Genomic DNA, 19,613 nt, shown 5'->3' with positions numbered 1-19,613 from the left:
GAATTTAACGAAAAAATTTGAACAATAGGCAACAAATAAGCTAAAGTTTTGTCCAAACCACAAAGAACAGAAGCGCAAAAGATTCTTAAAGAACGTTTTCTATTCCCTTTCATGGAGGGCTACAAGACAGTTAGGGGATTTGAAAAGGTTGAAAAAGTCTACGTGGATTCTCTCTTTATCGGCTATGCTATGCCCGTAAAATCAGAGAAAGAGGCTAAAGAGTTCATTAGAAAGGTTAAGGAAGCCCACTCGGATGCGACGCACAATGTTTCTGCTTATAGGGTTAGAGAGGGCAATACACTTCTTGTTCACTATGATGACGATGGAGAGCCGAGGGGAAGCGCCGGAAAGCCGGTTTTTAAGGTTCTTGAATACAAGGGTCTGGAAAACGTTGTGGTCGTTGTAACGAGGTATTTTGGCGGAACAAAGCTTGGCTATGGTGGATTGATAAAGGCATATAGTGAAACGGCAAGTGAAGCCCTTGAAAAAGCGGGAATAATAGAGGTTATCAAAAAGGAGCCCATTGAAATAGTTTTTCCATACAACCTTTACAACGCAGTTGAAAAGGCGCTTGAAAGATTCGAGGCAGATATCTTTGAGAGGGAATTCAATGTCGAAGTCAAATTTGTGGCTGGAGTTTTGCCAGAGAAAAAAGAGGAGCTTATAAAATACCTTATCGAGACCACCAAAGGAAAAGCAAAAATAAGGGAGTTCTTAGATTTTGGGAGAGGAATTAGGAAGAAAATGGACTAGTCATCTCTCCAAGGCATTTATCAGCTCCTTCTTGTCTAGTTTTTTAATGATTCCAAACTCCAAAGCGTGTTGAAGAATAAATTCTGGAATTTCATTGCCAAAAAATGCCCTTATCCCCTTCTCTGGCAGGTAGAATGCGTAAATCCTTATTGTTTTACCACCACATCTCCCTCTTGCAACCATAAAACCCTTTTCAGCGTTTACTCTCACGATTTCCCACGAAAATGTCTCAGCCAAGGAAAAGAATGCCTCAAATAGCTTAGCTTTAGCCTCTTTCAAAGCTTTGTTCACGGCCTGCCTGGAAATTCCAAGACTCTCTGCTATTTCTATTTCCCTCATTCCTTTGGCTCTCATACTCCAGATTCTCTCCATGCTTTCCGGGAGCTTAATCATCGATTAAAACCTCCATAATTCCTTTAATTGCTTTTTCCACTTTATCTCTCGGAGCATTAGAGGTTAAGAGGTATTTACCTTTCTTTGTTTTCAGGACAATATAATCTTCAGTATCCATGTCATACACTATCCAAAGAGCCATCACAATTAAGAAGAAGGGTATCGTTGGGATCAATTCGACTTCAGAGCTCTTAATCCATAAAAGAGATGCACCAGCGATAGAAATAGCTGCTGTTATGAGAAGTTTATGAGAGGTTTTTCCAAGGGGTACCGCTATTGAAATTAGTATAGAGCTCGAGAATACAATGAGTGCAACAACTCCCACATAATAGCCCGGCAGAAGGTTTTCCGGAAGTGCAAAATAACGATATAATGCATATACAAGTACACCCATATAGGCCATTCCAATTCCGGGAAAATGCCTCAGAAGAACACCCTTTTCCAGTCTGTTCAAAACTAAGACTTCCTCGATGTCTTCTCCTTTGAGCTTTATGGGCAACAATCCGAAGGCATATTTGAGAATCAGGGTTTTATTTTCAATTTTAGCCGATACTCCCCATGAAGCAAAAATAAGAATCCACCCAACTGTCCACATCCACCAATAGGAGAGCTCCATGGCTCCTAGTATTAGAACAAAAGAGAGAATGGCTATCAGCAATGGAATACCACTAAAGTTCGAAGGCCTGACCCCTTCAAGCTTCATTTTTAACACCCATAAACATTTTGATAGCTTTTTTTCCATCAGGGCATCCTATTACAATACTATCTTTTCCCACAGTATTGACAATTATGTAGTCGAATCTTGTCCAGAAAACGGTAAACACGAGAAATACAATCCCAAGAAATACTCCAAGAACTGGGTTTTCACCAACTAAGGCGGAGAATATGGGAAGCAGCACTACAATACCCAAAAAGATTTTCCCGAAGTCTTCCCAAATTTTATAGATTGGAACAAAGAGATACAAGAAATAAGCAACATAAATGACAAAAATCCAGAGAAAAAGGAGAGGGAATTCTCTCCATGGGGCTTTAATGAGGGTTATAATAAAGAGCAACACTACAAGTCCTGCATCTTTCCAGTTGTATCTAAATAATTTGGCCTCTCTGAGCTCATTCGCAAGCATTACCTCTTTGATTTCCTCAAAAGGTATCTTAACCTTCCAGAAAAGATATTTTAAAACAAGCCCATCTTCTTTAATCTCTATACCCCTTCCCCCAGAGAGTACAAGAAGGGTAACTCCGACCCAAACAAGTTCTCCAACGTGGACTTGAAGAATTAAACTCGCAATCATTAGAGAATATCCCAATATTACAAAAATCCTTGAAACTCCTAGAGGGGTTATGGGCCATGCGCCCTCAACTTTCATTCACTTCACCATTGAATTCTTGTCAACCAATGTAAGTTGACATAGTATTTAAACCTTTTGCCAAATGTTCGAGAAACTTTAATACACTTACAAGACAAATACAAGTGGTGCTGTGAATATGGAAGATCTTAGAATCTATCCCATTAAAGAAGTTAAAAAACTCAAGGAATTCTTAGAGAAGGTTTCAGACTACAAACTGTTGGACATTGAAATAGAAAACAGAGCATCTCTTCTAGATGATATGCTCGAGAGTAAAGATGAAAAGCTTAAATATGCCATGAAAAAACTTGAGGAAAATGAGATTGATGAGGCCAAGTTGGTACTTAAAGAAGGAAATGCCTTGTTAGTGCTAAAAATTGAAGACGTTATCTCTATCAGGCTTGTGTTTGAAGATGCTCATAGTGTCATTCAGGCACTTGAGATAAATGGGTGAAGCACATGAAGCTGATAAAGCAGGGCGCGGAGGCAAAGATTTATCTGGCAGATTTTGGGGAGTTGTATTTCCCATTTGATGAGGAGAAGGTTATCATAAAACACCGCATTCCAAAGCGTTACCGCATAAAGGAGATAGATGAAAAGCTTAGAAAAGAGAGAACTGTAAGGGAAGCGAGGATTCTGCACAGAGCGAAGGAGTTTGAGGTTAATGTTCCCTACGTTTACGAGGTTGACCTAAAAGATATGAAAATAGTCATGGAGTACATAGCGGGAGATAGGCTAAAGGAATACCTCGAAGCAGTCCCCATAGAAGAGCGCTTGAAACTCTGCAGGGAAATCGGCAGACAGATAGGTAAGCTCCACGAAGCTGGAGTAGTTCATGGGGATCTAACAACCTCAAACATGATTCTGAGGGAAGGGAAAATTTACTTTATCGACTTCGGCCTTGCGGAGTTCGACTCATCTCTTGAGGCTCAAGGCGTTGATCTGCATCTCCTCAGGAGGGCCATGGAGAGCACGCATTACAAGTGGTTTGAGAGAGGTTTTGAAGAAGTTCTGAACGGTTATGAGGAGATTAGGGGTTCAGAGAAGAGGAAGGAAGTTGAGGCAAAGCTGGACGAAATCGAAAGCAGAGGACGATACAGGGAGAGAGGTTGGATTAAGGGTTAGCTTTGAGTTTCTTCCTATTTTTGAACACTTCCTCCAACAGTGGGAAGCCGTATAATGTGCTTGCAAAGCCGAGATAGTGGACAAATATATTAACCAAGCCTGAGTTCCCCACAAGAGTCCGAGGAAATGCTCCGATACTCCCTCCTACCATCATAATGACAATTGCCAGAATGAAGTTCCAGATAGCTTTTTTCTGTTGGGAGTGTTGAATTTCTGACTCTTTGAGGGCTTTTGATACAGTGTACATGAGCAATAAGACCCCGCCTAAAATCAGTGGAACTGCTACCAAAAAGATGGAATATATGAGCGATATCAATCCGCCTACAATCAAGATAAAGGAGTTCGAAAACATCATAGGTGAGATTTTGAGTTTAAATCTCTCCTGAAGTACGAGAGAAGAAAAATATGGAAACGCTCCAAGCAGGGCTGAGTCTATCCCTGAAAATCCCATCCCGTATCTAAGGTTGTACCGTCTCATAACCAACAAATCCAGAATGCTCATCATGGGGGGAATAACGAGAAACAGAAACCCTAAAAAGCGTTTAAAGGCATCTGTGCTCATTCCCGCTTCGGATAAGAGGTATACAACAGGAAATATCAGGATAAATGTAAAAAGATTCCCAAGTAAGTGCCAAAAATCCATATGGACAAAGTGAAGTGTGTACAGCCTAATCCAGTCATGGAAATTTGAAAACGAGAACTCCCGATAATTCATTACAAGCTTTTCTTTGAGTGATAACGGTGCCAGATAAAGCAGGAGAAGTAAGGAGATTATCCCTGTGAACACTACGACAAAGAGCGTTCTTTCTTTTGTGATATTCATGATTAATATTAAGTTACGAAAGTTTTTAAGGATGTTTGTAAATTTAATAATTTGATTGGGATGAGTTGGATTCAAGAAAAAATAAGGCGATGGAAACGAGAGCCTTCTGATAATATAAATTCCTTAGCTGCTACTGTGGGCTCAATTCTGCTGTTGTTTGCTTCGGTGATAGCTGACTCAGATCCAGAAAATTCTTTGTTTGTATACAGCATTTTACCGGCATACGTTTCTCTTTCAATGATATTCCTGTTTGCCATGTGGTTTTTAACTAATGATTACATAGTTCTCGAGGCTGCCAGAGATGTGAGCTTTGTACTAATGTTTCAGACATTGGTCATAACACTGTTCTCCGGAATCGTTAATTATGATACAGCAGTTTTTTGGCTTTTCTCGTTTCTTTCTCTCATACTAATAGCAATTATAGTAGGGCTTCTCTTTTTCGGAAACTTCACTAAGCCTGTTAATTTGCCCAATCTTACATTTAAAGAGCAACGTAGATGGTTTATACTTGGGCTCCCCTCTGGATTAGTTTTTACCCTGTGGATAGCATGTAAACTGTTGGGATTATTGAACAATCTATTGGAACTATTGAATAGAAGACCAGAATGGCTTGGCCTCTGGAGTTCATTGATTATAGTATCTATTGCCATCTTTTTCTTTGGACTACTTCTACTCTGGAAGTTCTGGAAATTTACTAAAGCAGTTAAGTTAACCGCTTTGTTGTGGGGTATTAGTACAGGTACTTTGCTTGTATATTGGTTTTTAGCAGTGTTTGGCGTCCAAGATATGAGCCCATGTAAAAACGAGCTAATTTATGGAATAATTCAAACAATGCTTCATACCCCAAAAACACTTCACATAGTTCTAATTATTTCTCTGTTTGGTGCCATATATCTGACGTTATTCCGCCATTACCTCTACATAAAAGCCCAAAAATATAGAGAACAGTCTAGAACACTATATGGTCATTAACCTTAGCTCTCCCTAAACGCTCTCCAAACCCTCTCGAAGATTTCCTTCTCTTTTCCGCGCTTTTTCTTTGCCAGCCTCTCCACTATAAGCTCTGGAGTGCTCTTTCCAAGCTTTCCAAACTTGGGCTGTCTATCTACTATCAAGTTGAGGTTCTCATCCAAGCCTTCTGCCTCTATTCCATCAACCCTCGCAAAGGACAGCTCTCTCTTTAGGTCTTCTCCTAAGTGAGAGACGATAACGACGTAAAACCCCTTTTCGTGGGCTACCTTAAGGAGCTCCCCAATAATCTTCACTGCAGCGCCGGGTTCCGTTATCGCCTCAAACTCGTCTATGAGGATCAGCTTTTTGCCTTCTTTTGTGAGAGCGCGGGCAAAAGCCTTTAAGGCGGTTTCAAAAGCGCCGGCTCCGTAGGAAGAGCGCTTCCTTCTGAAGAAGAAAAGCTCATCTAATGGCTCAACCCATGCTTTTTCCGCAGGAACTGGAAGCCCCATGTGGGTGAGGAGAGCTATCTGGGTGATGAGTTCGAGCAGAGAGGTCTTTCCACCGCTGTTAGCTCCAGTTAAAATCACAACCTTTTCTCCTCTTGTGCCGTCAAAGCTCGCAACGTTCCCAACGACGTAGCTGACCGGCTGTGGGTTTTCTATAAAGAGGTGCCTTCCATTTATGAAAGCTATCCCTCCGGTGGCAATTTCTGGAAAGACAAAGCTTTCGGTAAATTCTTTCACAGCCCTCAAGAATTCCAGTTCATAAGCTTTTTGAAGCTCTTCTTTCAGTTTCGGGAGTAGTGGCTTTATTTTCCTCAGGATTTCTCTGCTCACTAAATACATCTCAATCTTTGTTTCTTTTTCGAGCTCTGTCCTCAGGAGTTCAACAGTCTCTGGAGAAACTTCCACTGGGTACAGGTTATCTCTCGAAAACACCTCCACGTCAAGATTAAGCAGTTTACTAAGTCTTTCTTCGCTTTTCCTTATCTCCCTCAGGATTTCGTTCTCAACCTGGGAGAAGTGGGAGAATATCGCCTGATAATTTCCGCTCTTTAGTTCTTTTAAGAACTCCAAAAGTTCCTTTCCGCTCAGGGTTAGGCTAAATTCCTTTAGCATCTCTTCAATCTTTGTGTTTACTCTCTGCTCTTCTCTCCGAAGTATTTCGTCTAAGTTCTCTAAAATCTCTCTCCTCTTCACAACTTTTTCAAGTCTTCTTAGCTCTGTCAAAATTTCCTCTGCAACGGAAGGAGAGTTTAGAAGTCTCCCTATGCTGGCAAGAGCTTTAAGCGTTTCCCGATTTTCCCACAGGGGCATTATATAGAGCTCGGGAGCTATTTCGCTGATGGAAAGTTCAACATCAATGCCATAATCAACTGTACTCAGTAACAGGTCATAGCCTTCTTCTGGCTCTAGAGAGACGTCACATATGTTAAGGGCTTTTGCCTTCTCGAATTCCTCTTCACTGACTACAAGAAGCCTGTCGTGGAGATATTCCCTTCTAAACCTTATGGGTCTTATCTTTGAAAGGAGAGGCTTTAGCTCTTCGCTGATTTTCGGAAGATTTTCCTTCAGATACCTCTGTCTTCTTAATATTTCCTCTCTGTTGTTTGTTAGCGAAAATTTCTCAAGGTATGCTAGACTTTCTCTGAGCTGGATTCTCCTTTTTATCTCATTTTTTATAGCCTTGTATATTTCCTTCGCTTCACTGTTGAGCTTCATCTCTCACTAAACCTCTGGTGGATTTTATAAACCCTACTCCTTCACCTTCTCCACTACTCTAATCTCTTCAATCTTTGTAAAGGGATACTGGCCGCTGGCATCTTTTTCTACGGCCTTTACCATGTCCCATATCGTGAGAAGGGCAACGCTGACACCAGTTAGCGCTTCCATTTCAACGCCCGTTTTGTAGTAAGCTCTCACCTCACAAGTTGCCTCGATGTAATCTTCTCCGAACTCAAAGGATATATCCACTCCGGTTAGTGGAATTGGGTGGCAGAGGGGAATTAGCTCTGGAGTTTTCTTTACGGCCAAAATTCCTGCAAGTTGCGCAGCTGCTATCACGTTTCCCTTTTTTGTTTTTCCCTCTTGGATGAGCTTGATGGTCTCAGGTTTTAGTCTTATTCTTCCCTTTGCAACGGCTTTCCTGAAGACCACATCCTTATGCCCAACTTCAACCATTTTTACGCCCTTTTCATCGACATGTGTGAGCTCCATTTTCTCACCTCTCCTATTACTCCAGAAAAGTATTTAAGCTTTAGAATATAAAATTACCTCGAAGTTCGAAGTATTTGGGTGATGAACATGGAGGAATTTATTCTTTCTACAACGGAGAATGTTCCGGGGTATAAGGTAGTCAAGGTTCTTGGAATTGCAAGAGGGGCAACCGTTAGGGCAAAGCACCTTGGAAAAGACATACTTGCCGGTTTAAGGAATATTGCTGGTGGAGAAGTTAAGGAGTACACTGAAATGCTTGCAGAGGCGAGGGAGATAGCCCTTCAGAGGATGATTCAGCATGCAAAGGAAATGGGAGCAAACGGGGTTATTGGGGTTAGATTTATGACTTCAGCAGTTGCCTCAGGGGCAGCGGAGATTTTTGCCTACGGTACCGCTGTTGTATTGGAAAAGGAGTGAAACCTGTTTTTTCTTTTTTCATTTGATAATCCCTCGATTGTTGATTTTGTCTTATTTTGCTTTTTACTCTGTTTTTTGAATGATTAATAAAACTAAAAATAGTAATAGTTTTAAGTATATGAGTTGCTATCAGACTTGGTGATCACTATGAAAGTAATGAACATCGCAGTGAAGGATTTTGAAGTCGGCATCAAAACGAGGAAATTCCAAATAATGACAGCGCTTTTTGTAATACTCTCCTTGGGGATGATATACAGCTCAAGAAAACTTGGAGTGAGCACAGGGATGTACAAAACGCCTTTTCAAATGTTGTTTCTCTCAAGCTTCTCCAACGCCTTTAACTATTCAATAGCCCTTATGAGCGTTCTTTTGGGAGCAATCGCAATAAATGGAGAAAAAGAGAGCGGAACCTTAAAGGTAATGGCTTCAAAGCCCGTGTACAAAGACCAAATACTTGTTGGGAAATTTTTAGGGGGAATACTCAACCTTGGGGCTTCTTTGGTGCTGTTTTATGTTCTAACAGTGGCATTTGCGCTTGTTTTAGGCGTTCCGCTTACCAAAACGGATTTAATAATGTTTCTGGTAACCTTTCCCTTCAGCTTACTCTATGGAATAAGTTTTCTAAGTTTGGGAGTGTTGATCTCAACCTTTATAGAAAAGCCCAAAAACGCTATTGTAATGGGGATATTTGTTTTTGTATTCTTCAGCTTTCTTCTTTCAGCAATTGCTGGTGTAGTTGCATTTGCTCTTGTTGGACTCCCACCCCTTCCTAGTCTTCCCGAAGATACATCGAATCTTACCGAAGAACAGCTTGAAGAGCTAATTCTCAAAGATCCTGCTTACCAGCAGTGGCTGAGTGAAATAACAACAACTACAGAGAAAATTCTCTACGTTTCGCCAAACTATCACTACCAGGAGATAGCTAGAATATTGTTCGGCGGGAAAACCCAAATAAGTGAAATAGTCTCTGCCTTAGCTTACGAAGAGGCTGTAGTCGAGGAGAGATCCATATTGGAGAGTTTGAACTTAATTTGGCAAAATGTTCTGGTATTGGCTCTAATTTCTTTGCTTCTTGCCCCTGTTTCGTATGTAAAATTCCTCAAAATGGAGATTAAGTAAATGCCAGAGGTGGTAGTATGAAAGCCATAGAAGTTGAAAACCTCACCAAAAGTTATGGGAATTTCAAAGCCGTTGATGAACTGAGCTTCGAAGTTTACAAAGGAGAAATTTTCGGATTTTTGGGTCCAAACGGAGCGGGCAAAACGACAACTATTTTGAGCATGCTCGGACTTATAATCCCTGACAAAGGCACTGTGAGAATACTCGGAAATGATGTTTTCAGAGAGTCCATAAAAGTCAAAGAGCGGATAGGCTTTCTCCCAGAAAATGCGACGCTTTATGAAGAATTGACAGCATGGAGGAACTTGGAGTTCTTTGCAAGCTTTTACAGCTTTTCAAAACAAGAGAAGGAAAAGCGCATTAAAGAACTTTTAAAGCTTGTAGGACTGTGGGAAGCAAGGTATAGAAAAGTCAAGGCCTTTTCAAAGGGTATGAAGCAGAGGCTTTTGCTGGCTCAGGCACTTATAAACGATCCCGAAGTGCTGATACTGGACGAGCCCACAAGCGGCCTCGATCCGGAAGGGGCTTACCTAGTAAAAAGCATCGTTAGAGAAGAACGGAAAAAAGGGAAGACGGTGTTTTTCTCATCTCATATACTCAGCGAAGTAGAGGAGTTAAGTGATAGAGTTGGTATAATAGTCAAGGGGAAACTTAGGGCACTGGGGACGCTTGAAGAGATAAAGAAAGAATTCATGGAACTTGAAGGCTACGAGATAAAGGTTGAGACAAAGCAAGCGCTTCCAGAAATCGATCTTTCTGGAGTTATAAGGGTGCAAAAAGTAAACGAAAATAAGGCAATTATATTCGCAAAGGAGGACATTAGGGAGCAGCTTTCAGAGCTTCTTGCAAGGAAGGGAATAACAATTGTGAGCCTTGAAGTTGAAGAACCAAGCTTGGAGGACGTTTTCTTGAGGACTATTTACAAGAGGTGAGTCAAATGAAAAAATGGGCCTCCTTGATTATTTTTGTTCTCTTGCTTTCGAGTTTTCCCTTCATGAGCGCTCAACCCTGGGTGACGGTGTTTGAAGGTAGGGTAAAGATAGGAGAGAGTCTGATTCTAGGGGAATACAAAATATACCTCACCTTGGAAAAGAACGAAATGAAGCCGTATGCTATAATCTACGAGGATGAGGAAATAAAGAAAATTGTTGGGCAGGGGAATCTTACCGAAGTTGGCAGCATGAGGGTTGTCCTTGGAAGCTACAATGCTGAAAACGAGGATGTCTTTGTTGCATTGCAATATAAGCCTCCTCTAACCAAAGAGATAGCCCCTAAAAACGGAGCTTCGTTTGAAGTAGGGGATTATTCCATAAAGGTGACAGAATCAGGCAATGAAAGCGTGTTGCTGAGCATAAACGGGGATGAGATAGAGGTAAAGGCAAACTCTGTCAGAGTTCACGACAAACTCGCCCTCGAATACACGGGAGATGTTTTGGGGGTTTACTACGCTAATGTTGAGATTGACAGAGAGAGAAGAAAGGATTATGAGGTTTACTATCCTTTCAAGGGGCTTAAGGTGAAAGCTGGTGATGAAGTTCAAATTCCAATAACGGTCTACAACAACGGCAACAAGGAATTAACTTTACAGCTAAAAATCCTCTCAAAGCCTTTGGGATGGGATGTAAGAGTTCTCGATGAGAGTGGGAAATATGAGGTCAATGAAATCGCTTTAAATCTCAAGGCTTCTGCTGTCCTAACCCTTTTTATAAAGATTCCCGAAGATGCGAGCGGAACAAAGAGAATTCGCTTTGCAGTTGGGGAAGAGATTGGCGAGATCACCCTCGATGTTATTGAAAATGAGGGCATTGATGTTATAATTCCTATGCTCGGTGTTGAAACTGAGGCCGGTCAGAGTGTTACATTCCCAATAATCCTAAAAAATAGGGGAGAGGAGAAAGCTGTAAAGCTTGAAGTAACAGAGAAACCTGCCGGATGGAATGCATATTTCCTCATGGGTAACCAGAGAGTCAAGTCTTTTCTTTTGGAAGGAGAGCAGGGGATAACTCTTTTTGTAGAGGCTCCAAGAAATGCTGAGCTTGGTGAGCATAAACTAGGGTTCTCGATAAACGGAATAGAAAAGAACGTGAGTGTTTTTATCTACAAGACGTACAAAGGAGAGCCCGCAAAAATAGTCGTGACAGCTAAAGATGAGGAAGGCAACTTTGTACAGGGAGCAAAAATTAGCACTGGAAACAAAACTGCCTTCACAGACGGCTATGGAAGAGCTAAGATAGAGCTTAAACCCGGAGAATACAAAATTTTTGTGGAAAAAGAGGGATATGAATTGGTTGAAAAAGAAGTTTCAGTTGAAGATGGGGAGGAAAAAACTTTGGAGATAACTCTAACAAAGCTTCCCTACTACTTCGAGCTTGAGGGAAGCGGAGACACAGTTGCAATTGTAGCAGGATCAATAGGTAGGTATGCAGTAACCATAAAGAACTTAGGAAAGGAAGAAGATTGGTATTCGCTTTCGGCTTTTGAGATTCCGGAAGGATGGTCAGCTGAATTTTACTATGCGGAAAGTCCTATCAGAAAGATAAAAATCAGCCCAGGAGAATCCAAGGAAGTTGCTTTAAGAATAGTTCCACCTTTCAATGCCCAGCCTGGAGAATATAATCTAACTATTGTCGTTAAAAGCTCCTCTGGATTGGAGAAAAGGATAAACCTAGTAGTGAAGCTTATCGGGGAATACAAATTTGAGATGTATCCGGAGACACCAATGGTGAACATTAAAGCCGGTAAGGATGGAATCGCTTATCTTTCCCTCGAAAACACCGGAACTGCTCCAATAACAAACATAAAATTTGAGGTTAGTGCTCCTCAAGGATGGGACGTTAAGGTTACTCCCCAAGTAATTCCCGAGCTTGGATCGCTGTATTTTGAGGGAGGCGTCAGAAGAATAAGTGGATCGGAGAACCGTTTAACTGTTACGATAAAAGTCCCCGAGACAACTCCAGCTGGAACATACCAAATAACGATCACCGGAAAGGGGGATCAAGCTCAAGCCAGCACCCAGATTACGGTCAGAGTGACCCAGAGCTCTAATACCGCATACATTGGGATACTAATACTCGTGCTAACTTTTGGGGGTGTAATATGGATGATGAGGAAGGTGGGCAGGAGATGAAGGCATTGAACATTGCGATGAAGGAGCTCTATGTCTCAATAAAAAGCAAAAGGTTTGCAATACTCCTTAGCATTTATGTTCTTCTCCTTCTTCTGCTCTCTTACTCCCTGAGGGACAACCTAAGTGAGCTAACTTCTCCCGCTGTTGAAAATTTATCAATGGATTTGTTTGGAGTGAGTGGAGAAATCTTTGCTACACCGCTCTCTACTATGCTTACTCTCAACTTTACGTTCTTCACGGTAATCGGCGCTATCCTGGGTGCTTCTCTTGGGGCAGATGCGATAAACAAGGAAATTGAGAGCGGAACTATAAAAACGCTCCTTGCACATCCCGTTTACAGAGACGAGGTTATAAATGGAAAATTCCTCGGCAATGCGTTTGTTTTGGCTATTACAATCACCGTGGGATATGTGGTTACGATTGCCTTTCTCCTTATCAATGGGACTCCTCTCGACGGAGACTCGATCTTGAGAGGATTTGTTGCATTTATCTTGACACTCCTCTATTCGATGGTTTTCTTAAGCATCTCTATGCTCTTTTCGACGCTCTTAAAAAAGCCCGAAACATCTATGCTTATATCAATCGGTCTGGCAGTTTTTCTAACGATGATATATGGAGCTGTGGTTTCCTTAATAGCCCAACATCTAGCAGGAGAAATGCCCCCGTATGAAACACCTGCTTTTGAGATGTGGGAAGAAAACCTCAAGCTCTGGGAGCAGAGACTGCACTTCATAAACCCGGCTCACCACTATGCTGCCCTAGTTATTGCAGTTTTTGCCGGGGATAGAATAGCTAACTATTATGCTCCCCTTGGAGATTCCCTAATTTTGATGCTCGACAATCTCTCGATGCTTTTAACCTTCCTACTCCTCCCGTTTGCCTTTGCTTACGCTAGATTTATGACCAGAGACCTCAGATGAAAAATGGGAAGGATTAAGCTAGCCCTAGCCCTTTGCAACTCCAATTGGTCTCATCCTTGCCACCAGATTTGCTATTCCCGCCTCATGAACAACGTTAACAACGTTATCGACGTTCTTGTAGGCTCCGGGGGCTTCCTCCGCAACAACCCTCATGCTCGCCGCCCTAATGTATATTCCTCTCTGCATGAGCTCATTTCTAAGCTTATCCCCTCTAAATTGTCTTGTAGCAGCATGTCTGCTCAAAACCCTTCCTGCACCGTGGCATGTGCTACCAAAGGTTTCTTTCATTGATCCCTCGGCTCCAGCAAGCACATAGCTTGCAGTACCCATTGAGCCGGGAATTAAGACAGGCTGTCCCACATTGCGGTAAGCTCTTGGCACAGCCTCATGCCCAGCGGGGAATGCTCTTGTGGCACCTTTTCTGTGAACTACAACTTTGACTTTCCTTCCATCAACCTCGTGCTCTTCAACTTTTGCTATGTTGTGGGCAACATCGTAAACTATGCTCATTCCTAAGTCCTCAGCCTTTTGCTTGAACACTTCCTCAAAGCTCTCCCTTACCCAGTGGGTAATCATCTGCCTGTTAGCCCATGCAAAGTTTGCCGCAGCTTTCATTGCACTGAAATATCTTTGTCCTTCCTCTGTCTGGAATGGGACGCTCACAAGCTCTCTGTCTGGCCATGGCACATTGTACTTCCTATTTGCCTTCTCCATGATCCTTAGGTAATCGCTTGCTACCTGATGACCAAGCCCTCTTGACCCAGTGTGCACCATAACAACAACTTGTCCTTCAAACAAGCCGTATACCTTAGCGATTTCCTCATTGAAGATCTTGTCAACTACCTGCACTTCCAAGAAGTGGTTTCCACTTCCTAGAGAGCCTAATTGTGGGGCTCCTCTTTGCTTTGCTTTTTGGCTTACTGCATTTGGATCCGCTCCTTCCATTCTCCCGTTCTCTTCTAGATGTTCTAAATCTTCCTTCCAGCCATAGCCGTTATCCACAGCCCACTTTGCACCATCTGCAAGAACATCATCTAATTGCGTCCAGTGAAGCCTAATCCTTCCTTTGCTTCCAAGTCCGCTTGGCACGTTTTTGAATAGAGTATCGACGAGCTGTTTGATCTTTGGTCTAACTTCTTTCTCCGTTAAGTTCGTCCTAATAAGCCTGACGCCGCAGTTAATGTCATAACCTACGCCTCCGGGGCTTATGACACCTTCTTTCACATCAAAAGCGGCCACACCACCGATTGGGAAACCATAACCCTGATGGCCATCGGGCATTACTATAGAATACTTATAAATCCCCGGAAGCATGGCCACATTTGCGGCCTGTTCGAGGGTTCTATCTTGTCTCATTTTTTGGATTAGTGTATCATCTGCATAAACTCTTCCCGGCACTCTCATTCTTTTATCGAACTTCGGTATCTCCCACCTAATCTTATCTATTCTCTTTAATGGGATCTCCACCCTTCTCACCTCCAAATTAAATAGCTCTCAAAATTTTAAAAGATTGCGTTATTTGGGGTTTATTCTTCTTTCTTTCGGCACGTAGTTTTTAATTATACCGTCTTTTGCTTTTCCGCAGCCGAGATAGTACAAGCCCCATTTTAGTATTACCCATCCTCTCGTTTCGGTTGAGGTTTTCAAGTCTTCTCCACTTAGCCAGAGCTTCGCCTCTCCCTCATCAACTTCAACGACGTTTTTTGTAGCTTTTGAACCGACTAAAAAGCTTCCCTCTATAGTAAGCCTTATCCCATCACTTTCGATTTTTCCAAAATAAATTCCCCTATCTGTGCGTGTCTTTGGATCGAACTCACAGGGCTTATAAGCATAAACCTTTTTACTCCTTTTTACTTCAAAAATCAAATCTGGAGCATACCCATACTGCTCTATTAGCATTTCCTTAACTTTTTTGCTCATGGTTTCCTTATTTTCGCTATAAAGAACGCTTCTGTGTTGTTGTCCTGTGGATGAATGCGAAGACATTTTTTCACCTCCTCGGAATACTTCTTCCCCTCAAACTCCAAAACGGGAGGTGTTGATTTTAGAGGTAGGTTGATTTTCTCAAGCTTGGCGTCAGTTTTGGAGAGGAGGTAGTCAACAACTTCTTCGTTTTCAAGGGGATCTATGGTACATGTTGAGTACACTAAAACTCCTCCGGGCTTTAGAGCTTTGTAAGCTGCTACTATTAGCTTTTTTTGAATGTTGGAGTATCTTATAACCTTCTTCATGCTCCAATCTGTCAAGAATTTGAAGCTTTTTCTTATCATCCCCACACTCGAGCAGGGCGCATCAAGGAGTATTCTATCGAAGGTATTTTCAAATCGTGAAAAGTACGTGCCGTCTTTGACGGTAACCCTTGCGTTAAGCACTCCAAACCGGTTTAGGTTTGCTATCAAAACATTAGCACGCCATTTTTTTAAGTCATTGGCTATTATGCACCCTTCGTTTTTCATGTATTGTGCTATTTGTGTCGTTTTAGCTCCCGGGGCAGCCGCCATGTCAAGGACAAGTTCTCCGGGCTTGGGATCTAGGACAACGGGTGGTATCATTGAGGACGCCTCTTGAGGAAAGACAAGCCCAAGGGTGTACTCTATCATATCCCCGAACTCTCTGGTGTTGATAAAGAACCCTTCTTTTACCCAGGGGATTGGTTCAAGCTCGTACCTTTCTTCCAGCCTTGCCTTTACGTACTCTAGGGGAGCTTTGAGGGTGTTGATTCTTATGCTCTGCCTCAAGGGCGCCATCATGAGCCTCCAGAATTCTTCCCCATCATCGAGCTTTTGATACCTCTCGTAGAATGCTCTGTTCATTTTGGCAACTTCTTCCATCCGATCACCTCAGATATCTGGGACAAGCTGTGCCATCCATTCTCCATTGGGGAGCTGTTTTATCTCCATGTCGTGGTAGGTTATGGCTTTGACTTCTTCTTTTGGCTCGTGCTTTTCGCTCAGCTTTTCTCCATAGGCTTTTGCCTTGAGCTTGTACCCCTCTTCAGTTTTTTCTATTTTAACTTCAAAGTCCCTAAAAACCAGTCCTTCCGTGTCATGGAGGATAAGGAGCTCTTCAAGGAAGTTGTAAAGCAAGGAATATAAATCCTCTCCCTCAACTTCGATTTCTCTTACTTCTCTCTTCTCAACTTTCTCAACGTTAACCATTACGTCAAAAAGAGCAATTGCAACGGCTTCAAAAGCCTCTTCAAGGGTTTCTCCATATCCCCTTATTCCAATATCGGCAGTGTGCTCATAGTGCTCCCACCTTTTCATTCTCTCACCCGATAGGTTAATATTTCCCCAAGTTTATTAGGCTTTAGGGAGATTGCCATGAGGGAGATAACACCGAAGAAGATTATGGAAATGAAGGGGAAGGAGAAAATTACGATGGTGACTGCATACGATTATCCATCAGCTCTTCTAGCGGATAAAGCCAAGATTGACATTATTTTTGTTGGGGATTCGCTGGGAATGGTGGTCTATGGAGAGCAGAACACCCTAAATGTGACCATGGAGCAGATGGTTTATCACACGAGGGCAGTTGCAAAAGCCGTTAAAAGAGGATTGGTTCTCGCTGATATGCCATTTATGAGTTATGAAGTTAGCGTAGAGGAAGGGATGAGAAATGCCGCCCGGTTAATCCAGGCAGGAGCGGATGCGGTAAAGATTGAAGGTGGTTACGATCACAGAAAACTTGTAAAGAAGCTCGTTAGGGCGGGCATACCTGTTATGGGGCATACTGGCTTGACTCCCCAAAGGTACCTTCGTTTGGGAGGCTACCATATAACGGGAGAGACCGAAGAAGAAATCGAAGAAATACTTAGGGATGCAAAGGCACTAGAAAAGGCTGGAGCTTTTGCAGTTGTTTTAGAGTTCGTTCTGGCGGATGTAGCTAAGTTAGTAACTGAAGAAGTCAAAATACCAACGATAGGGATCGGGTCTGGTCCTTATGTGGACGGGCAAGTTCTGGTATGGCACGATCTCCTTGGTGTCTATGAGCATGTGCCCCCATTTGTAAAGAAATACGCAGATTTGAGGGGTATAATTCAGCTGGCGCTTGAGAATTATAGGGAGGAAGTAAAAGAGGGCAAGTTCCCAAGCGGTGAATACTACTGGGAGTTCCTTGACAAGGACGACTTTGAGAAAAAAAGGAGGAAAGTCATAGAGCGCCTATTAGGTGAGACATTTGATGAGGAGGTTTAAAGTCCGCGAAGAGCTCTTCACCCTTGAGGTGCCCGGAGGGTATGCGGATAAGATTGGCCATGGGGCAGGATTCCTCGACTGTTCCCTTGGCACAAATCCGTTTGGAACTTCCGAAAGGGTAAAAGAGAAGTTGAAAAACTTAGAGGTAGACCTTTCTGCGTATCCGGATGTGAGGTATACTTATCTTAGAAACGCCCTTGCGGAATACTGGGATGTAGATGAAGAAAGCATTTTCTTTGGTTATGGAACCATCGGATGTTTTGAAAAGGTGAACAAATTTGTAATAAGCCCGGGCTCCAAGGTGTTTGGTATTTCCCCGCAGTATACGAGGTACATAAGCGACGTACTTGCCATGGGAGGTTCCTATGAATCGGTTTCCCTAAAAAAGGAAAACAGGTTTAAAATCGATGTTGGAGAAGTTATAAATGCTCTCACTTCAGATTATTCTCTTCTCTACCTAGACAACCCTCACAACCCCACTGGACAGGTGTTAAGGCTCAAGGAAGTTGAGGAAATCGTTCAAGATGCCGAGAGGAAGGGTGTTTTGGTTCTTGTAGATGAAGCTTATGGGGATTTTGTTGAAAAAGAAGAATCGGCAATAAACCTTGAGTATGATAATCTTATCGTCCTCCGCTCTTTCTCAAAAGGCTTTGGGCTGGCATCTATGAGGGTAGGCTATGCTGTTATAAAAAACCGAAAGCTTGGAGAGCTTTATAAGAAGGTAGATTTGCCGTTTCCCATAAGTACAATTGGAGAGATTTTGGCAGTTGAAGCACTTAAGGATCAAAAATTCCTCGAGGAAAGCAAGAAAAAGATAGCCGCTGTAAAAAGAGAAATCATCAATACCCTCAAGAAAAAATTCCAAATAGCTGAAACCCACATGCAGACTCCAATAATGCTTTTATGGGGAGAAGGGGACACTTACCACTATTTTCTTGAAAGGAAGATATTAACTGTTAGGGGCTCAGCTTTTAGGTCGTTGGACGATTCCTATGTCCGGCTTAGGGTTCCAAAAAATGCCGATGAATTATTAAGCCGCCTTTAGTTCACTTTTGATTCTGCTGACCATAAAGGTTCCAATGGTTATGAGCACAAACCCTACTAGGTGATATACTGTGAATTCTTCCCCAAGGAGGATTGCAACCCCTATTGCTACTGCGGGAGCAGGTGTTATTATTGCCGTCGCCTTTGAGAGGTTTATCCGCTTTATTGCGAGGTACCATATCACTTGTCCAAATGAGAGTATTATGCCCTCTGCTACAGCAAGCTTTGAAAACTCAAGTCCAGAAGAGAGAGCAAGCAAAAAGAGCAAGATTCCTCCAAAGGTGTTTCTAAATGCCGCTATAAGGAATGGATTGTAAGGGAGTTTCTTTGCTATCACATGCCCGCTCTGCCAGAAAAGGGGGACTAACAGGAGGAGCAAATCTCCCCTTCTTGGTATTAATGCCTTTCCCTGTGTTATTACCAAAAACAAGCCAATAATGATTGAAAATGACCAGAAGACCTGGTGTTTGGTTATTTTTTCCCTTAGGAAGATATAAGCAAGAACAAACGAGAAAAGAACTTCTGCCCTGGTTATAAGAGAAGCATTTATCGCTGTGCTTAATCGAGCCCCATAAGAATAAGCGATATAGGCTAAGGCAGTTCCAAACATCCCTACCAAAAATGCTCTTGGAATATACTGTGGATTTTCTTTTACTTCTTTCCAGCTAGATGTAAGTAAAACGATTGGCCAAAGGATTAAAGAAGCTATGAGGGCAGAAAATGCTGCAAAGCTTAGCGGATTTGTGGGGTTTGCCTTGATTACCACGGGTTCTATTCCATAGAGAAACATGCCAAGAAGGGCCAAGAGAGTCCCTTCAGTCTCTTTGTTCATCCCACCCACCCAAGAGAACGAGATTTCTCTTGTATAGCTCAAGGATAAAGGTCACAAGTCTTTCATATAGCGGTTCGGCATTTTCTCCAAATTTTTCTCTCACTTTTTTTCCTATTTGTTCTATTGTCCTTGTGCCATCGCAAAGTTCCCATACAAAAACCCCTATTTCATCGAGTTCTATTCGTCTATAGTTACCATGAAGCTTTCTTGCGAGAAAATCCAGTTTGGATGTCATGGGAATTAGAAGATAATACTTTCCATCGATCTTTCTTAATTCAATTTCTTCATTTCTCTTGGGGATAAGCTTGAGATAGTTCTCCATAGCTTTATTCACCAACGGAGATGAGA

The 19,613-nt window shown here is 42.3% G+C and carries 23 protein-coding genes; 11 read left to right on the top strand and 12 right to left on the bottom strand.

The features are described 5' to 3' along the window. The first annotated feature begins 111 nt into the window (after positions 1-111). On the top strand, positions 112-753 hold the full coding sequence (locus tag NF859_RS07885; RefSeq protein WP_252743739.1) for a YigZ family protein: 642 nt from the start codon (positions 112-114) through the stop codon (positions 751-753). Here the strand turns inward: NF859_RS07885 and NF859_RS07880 are convergent, their stop codons facing one another. Genes NF859_RS07880 through NF859_RS07870 form a run of 3 tightly spaced genes read right to left on the bottom strand, consistent with a single transcriptional unit; the run spans position 754 to position 2,513 of the window. Then, positions 754-1,146: a hypothetical protein gene (locus NF859_RS07880; protein WP_252743738.1), complete on the bottom strand. Its 393-nt coding sequence runs from the start codon at positions 1,144-1,146 to the stop codon at positions 754-756. Then, positions 1,139-1,849 carry a hypothetical protein gene (locus NF859_RS07875; protein ID WP_252743737.1) on the bottom strand — a complete coding sequence of 237 codons (711 nt, stop codon included), beginning with the start codon at positions 1,847-1,849 and terminating at the stop codon, positions 1,139-1,141. Before NF859_RS07875 ends, NF859_RS07880 begins: the two co-directional genes overlap by 8 nt. Further along, positions 1,839-2,513 (bottom strand): hypothetical protein, encoded by a 675-nt coding sequence (locus NF859_RS07870; RefSeq protein WP_252743736.1) that lies wholly within the window; start codon positions 2,511-2,513, stop codon positions 1,839-1,841. Before NF859_RS07870 ends, NF859_RS07875 begins: the two co-directional genes overlap by 11 nt. 118 nt (positions 2,514-2,631) lie before the next feature. Between NF859_RS07870 and NF859_RS07865 the strand changes: the two genes are divergently transcribed. Next, the gene (locus NF859_RS07865) at positions 2,632-2,946 is read left to right on the top strand and encodes a hypothetical protein (protein WP_252743735.1); all 315 of its coding nucleotides are present in this window, start codon (positions 2,632-2,634) and stop codon (positions 2,944-2,946) included. Positions 2,947-2,951: 5 nt separating this feature from the next. Beyond that, entirely contained in the window at positions 2,952-3,617 is a 666-nt protein-coding gene (locus NF859_RS07860) for a Kae1-associated kinase Bud32 (RefSeq protein WP_252743734.1), read from the top strand. On the opposite strand, the gene NF859_RS07855 is transcribed toward NF859_RS07860, so the two are convergent. Then, positions 3,607-4,440, bottom strand: a complete 834-nt coding sequence (locus NF859_RS07855; RefSeq protein ID WP_252743733.1) for a rhomboid family protein — start codon at positions 4,438-4,440, stop codon at positions 3,607-3,609. The two genes, NF859_RS07860 and NF859_RS07855, sit on opposite strands and share 11 nt — an antisense overlap. A gap of 51 nt (positions 4,441-4,491) precedes the next feature. Here NF859_RS07855 and NF859_RS07850 point away from each other — a divergent pair, with 51 nt between their 5' ends. Then, a complete protein-coding gene (locus tag NF859_RS07850) occupies positions 4,492-5,412 on the top strand; it encodes a hypothetical protein (protein WP_252743732.1) in 921 nt (306 codons plus the stop codon). A 2-nt stretch (positions 5,413-5,414) separates the two neighbouring features. Here NF859_RS07850 and NF859_RS07845 read toward each other — a convergent pair whose 3' ends face one another. Continuing rightward, a complete protein-coding gene (locus tag NF859_RS07845) occupies positions 5,415-7,115 on the bottom strand; it encodes a P-loop NTPase family protein (RefSeq protein ID WP_252743731.1) in 1,701 nt (566 codons plus the stop codon). A 33-nt stretch (positions 7,116-7,148) separates the two neighbouring features. Further along, on the bottom strand, positions 7,149-7,610 hold the full coding sequence (gene moaC, locus NF859_RS07840; protein ID WP_252743730.1) for a cyclic pyranopterin monophosphate synthase MoaC: 462 nt from the start codon (positions 7,608-7,610) through the stop codon (positions 7,149-7,151). A gap of 87 nt (positions 7,611-7,697) precedes the next feature. On the opposite strand from moaC, the gene NF859_RS07835 reads away from it, so the two are divergent. The 5 genes from NF859_RS07835 (at position 7,698) to NF859_RS07815 (ending at position 13,193) form a co-directional block, all read left to right on the top strand. Continuing rightward, positions 7,698-8,027, top strand: coding sequence for a YbjQ family protein (locus NF859_RS07835; RefSeq protein WP_004068542.1), 330 nt, complete (start codon positions 7,698-7,700; stop codon positions 8,025-8,027). Between the two features lie 147 nt (positions 8,028-8,174). Further along, positions 8,175-9,146 carry an ABC transporter permease gene (locus NF859_RS07830; protein ID WP_252743729.1) on the top strand — a complete coding sequence of 324 codons (972 nt, stop codon included), beginning with the start codon at positions 8,175-8,177 and terminating at the stop codon, positions 9,144-9,146. Positions 9,147-9,163: 17 nt separating this feature from the next. After that, positions 9,164-10,078 (top strand): ABC transporter ATP-binding protein, encoded by a 915-nt coding sequence (locus NF859_RS07825; RefSeq protein ID WP_252743728.1) that lies wholly within the window; start codon positions 9,164-9,166, stop codon positions 10,076-10,078. A 5-nt stretch (positions 10,079-10,083) separates the two neighbouring features. Next, complete coding sequence (locus NF859_RS07820) at positions 10,084-12,273, top strand: NEW3 domain-containing protein (RefSeq protein WP_252743727.1); 2,190 nt, start codon at positions 10,084-10,086, stop codon at positions 12,271-12,273. Next, the gene (locus tag NF859_RS07815; protein WP_252743726.1) at positions 12,243-13,193 is read left to right on the top strand and encodes an ABC transporter permease; all 951 of its coding nucleotides are present in this window, start codon (positions 12,243-12,245) and stop codon (positions 13,191-13,193) included. The genes NF859_RS07820 and NF859_RS07815 overlap by 31 nt, the downstream gene beginning before the upstream one ends. A gap of 24 nt (positions 13,194-13,217) precedes the next feature. Here the strand turns inward: NF859_RS07815 and NF859_RS07810 are convergent, their stop codons facing one another. From NF859_RS07810 to NF859_RS07795, 4 genes are read right to left on the bottom strand one after another with little or no spacing between them, the layout of a single operon-like run. Next, on the bottom strand, positions 13,218-14,660 hold the full coding sequence (locus tag NF859_RS07810) for an RtcB family protein (RefSeq protein ID WP_353936094.1): 1,443 nt from the start codon (positions 14,658-14,660) through the stop codon (positions 13,218-13,220). Between the two features lie 48 nt (positions 14,661-14,708). Further along, positions 14,709-15,113: a methyltransferase RsmF C-terminal domain-like protein gene (locus NF859_RS07805; protein ID WP_252743725.1), complete on the bottom strand. Its 405-nt coding sequence runs from the start codon at positions 15,111-15,113 to the stop codon at positions 14,709-14,711. Continuing rightward, positions 15,110-16,024 carry a tRNA (cytosine(49)-C(5))-methyltransferase gene (locus NF859_RS07800; protein ID WP_252743724.1) on the bottom strand — a complete coding sequence of 305 codons (915 nt, stop codon included), beginning with the start codon at positions 16,022-16,024 and terminating at the stop codon, positions 15,110-15,112. The genes NF859_RS07805 and NF859_RS07800 overlap by 4 nt, the downstream gene beginning before the upstream one ends. A gap of 9 nt (positions 16,025-16,033) precedes the next feature. Next, entirely contained in the window at positions 16,034-16,459 is a 426-nt protein-coding gene (locus NF859_RS07795) for an archease (protein WP_252743723.1), read from the bottom strand. Positions 16,460-16,516: 57 nt separating this feature from the next. Here NF859_RS07795 and panB point away from each other — a divergent pair, with 57 nt between their 5' ends. Beyond that, positions 16,517-17,389, top strand: coding sequence for a 3-methyl-2-oxobutanoate hydroxymethyltransferase (gene panB / locus NF859_RS07790; protein ID WP_087037327.1), 873 nt, complete (start codon positions 16,517-16,519; stop codon positions 17,387-17,389). Then, a complete protein-coding gene (locus NF859_RS07785; RefSeq protein ID WP_252743722.1) occupies positions 17,376-18,434 on the top strand; it encodes a pyridoxal phosphate-dependent aminotransferase in 1,059 nt (352 codons plus the stop codon). The genes panB and NF859_RS07785 overlap by 14 nt, the downstream gene beginning before the upstream one ends. Here NF859_RS07785 and NF859_RS07780 read toward each other — a convergent pair. Both NF859_RS07780 and NF859_RS07775 read right to left on the bottom strand, forming a co-directional pair. Further along, entirely contained in the window at positions 18,420-19,265 is an 846-nt protein-coding gene (locus tag NF859_RS07780) for a DMT family transporter (protein ID WP_252743721.1), read from the bottom strand. The genes NF859_RS07785 and NF859_RS07780 overlap by 15 nt on opposite strands. Further along, positions 19,249-19,587, bottom strand: a complete 339-nt coding sequence (locus NF859_RS07775; protein ID WP_252743770.1) for a PqqD family protein — start codon at positions 19,585-19,587, stop codon at positions 19,249-19,251. The genes NF859_RS07780 and NF859_RS07775 overlap by 17 nt, the downstream gene beginning before the upstream one ends. Between the last annotated feature and the right edge of the window lie 26 nt (positions 19,588-19,613).

It is taken from the genome of Thermococcus alcaliphilus, assembly GCF_024054535.1.
Lineage (GTDB): Archaea > Methanobacteriota_B > Thermococci > Thermococcales > Thermococcaceae > Thermococcus_A > Thermococcus_A alcaliphilus.
This window is presented reverse-complemented; position numbering and strand designations above follow the sequence as displayed.

Excerpts from the sequence above, each read along its gene's own strand:
- NF859_RS07885 (WP_252743739.1), top strand. The coding sequence starts at position 112 with ATGGAGGGCTACAAGACAGTTAGGGGATTTGAAAAGGTTGAAAAAGTC.
- NF859_RS07880 (WP_252743738.1), bottom strand. The coding sequence starts at position 1,146 with ATGATTAAGCTCCCGGAAAGCATGGAGAGAATCTGGAGTATGAGAGCC.
- NF859_RS07875 (WP_252743737.1), bottom strand. The coding sequence starts at position 1,849 with ATGAAGCTTGAAGGGGTCAGGCCTTCGAACTTTAGTGGTATTCCATTG.
- NF859_RS07870 (WP_252743736.1), bottom strand. The coding sequence starts at position 2,513 with ATGAAAGTTGAGGGCGCATGGCCCATAACCCCTCTAGGAGTTTCAAGG.
- NF859_RS07865 (WP_252743735.1), top strand. The coding sequence starts at position 2,632 with ATGGAAGATCTTAGAATCTATCCCATTAAAGAAGTTAAAAAACTCAAG.
- NF859_RS07860 (WP_252743734.1), top strand. The coding sequence starts at position 2,952 with ATGAAGCTGATAAAGCAGGGCGCGGAGGCAAAGATTTATCTGGCAGAT.
- NF859_RS07855 (WP_252743733.1), bottom strand. The coding sequence starts at position 4,440 with ATGAATATCACAAAAGAAAGAACGCTCTTTGTCGTAGTGTTCACAGGG.
- NF859_RS07845 (WP_252743731.1), bottom strand. The coding sequence starts at position 7,115 with ATGAAGCTCAACAGTGAAGCGAAGGAAATATACAAGGCTATAAAAAAT.
- moaC (WP_252743730.1), bottom strand. The coding sequence starts at position 7,610 with ATGGAGCTCACACATGTCGATGAAAAGGGCGTAAAAATGGTTGAAGTT.
- NF859_RS07835 (WP_004068542.1), top strand. The coding sequence starts at position 7,698 with ATGGAGGAATTTATTCTTTCTACAACGGAGAATGTTCCGGGGTATAAG.
- NF859_RS07830 (WP_252743729.1), top strand. The coding sequence starts at position 8,175 with ATGAAAGTAATGAACATCGCAGTGAAGGATTTTGAAGTCGGCATCAAA.
- NF859_RS07825 (WP_252743728.1), top strand. The coding sequence starts at position 9,164 with ATGAAAGCCATAGAAGTTGAAAACCTCACCAAAAGTTATGGGAATTTC.
- NF859_RS07820 (WP_252743727.1), top strand. The coding sequence starts at position 10,084 with ATGAAAAAATGGGCCTCCTTGATTATTTTTGTTCTCTTGCTTTCGAGT.
- NF859_RS07815 (WP_252743726.1), top strand. The coding sequence starts at position 12,243 with ATGGATGATGAGGAAGGTGGGCAGGAGATGAAGGCATTGAACATTGCG.
- NF859_RS07805 (WP_252743725.1), bottom strand. The coding sequence starts at position 15,113 with ATGAGCAAAAAAGTTAAGGAAATGCTAATAGAGCAGTATGGGTATGCT.
- NF859_RS07800 (WP_252743724.1), bottom strand. The coding sequence starts at position 16,024 with ATGGAAGAAGTTGCCAAAATGAACAGAGCATTCTACGAGAGGTATCAA.
- NF859_RS07795 (WP_252743723.1), bottom strand. The coding sequence starts at position 16,459 with ATGAAAAGGTGGGAGCACTATGAGCACACTGCCGATATTGGAATAAGG.
- panB (WP_087037327.1), top strand. The coding sequence starts at position 16,517 with ATGAGGGAGATAACACCGAAGAAGATTATGGAAATGAAGGGGAAGGAG.
- NF859_RS07785 (WP_252743722.1), top strand. The coding sequence starts at position 17,376 with ATGAGGAGGTTTAAAGTCCGCGAAGAGCTCTTCACCCTTGAGGTGCCC.
- NF859_RS07780 (WP_252743721.1), bottom strand. The coding sequence starts at position 19,265 with ATGAACAAAGAGACTGAAGGGACTCTCTTGGCCCTTCTTGGCATGTTT.
- NF859_RS07775 (WP_252743770.1), bottom strand. The coding sequence starts at position 19,587 with ATGGAGAACTATCTCAAGCTTATCCCCAAGAGAAATGAAGAAATTGAA.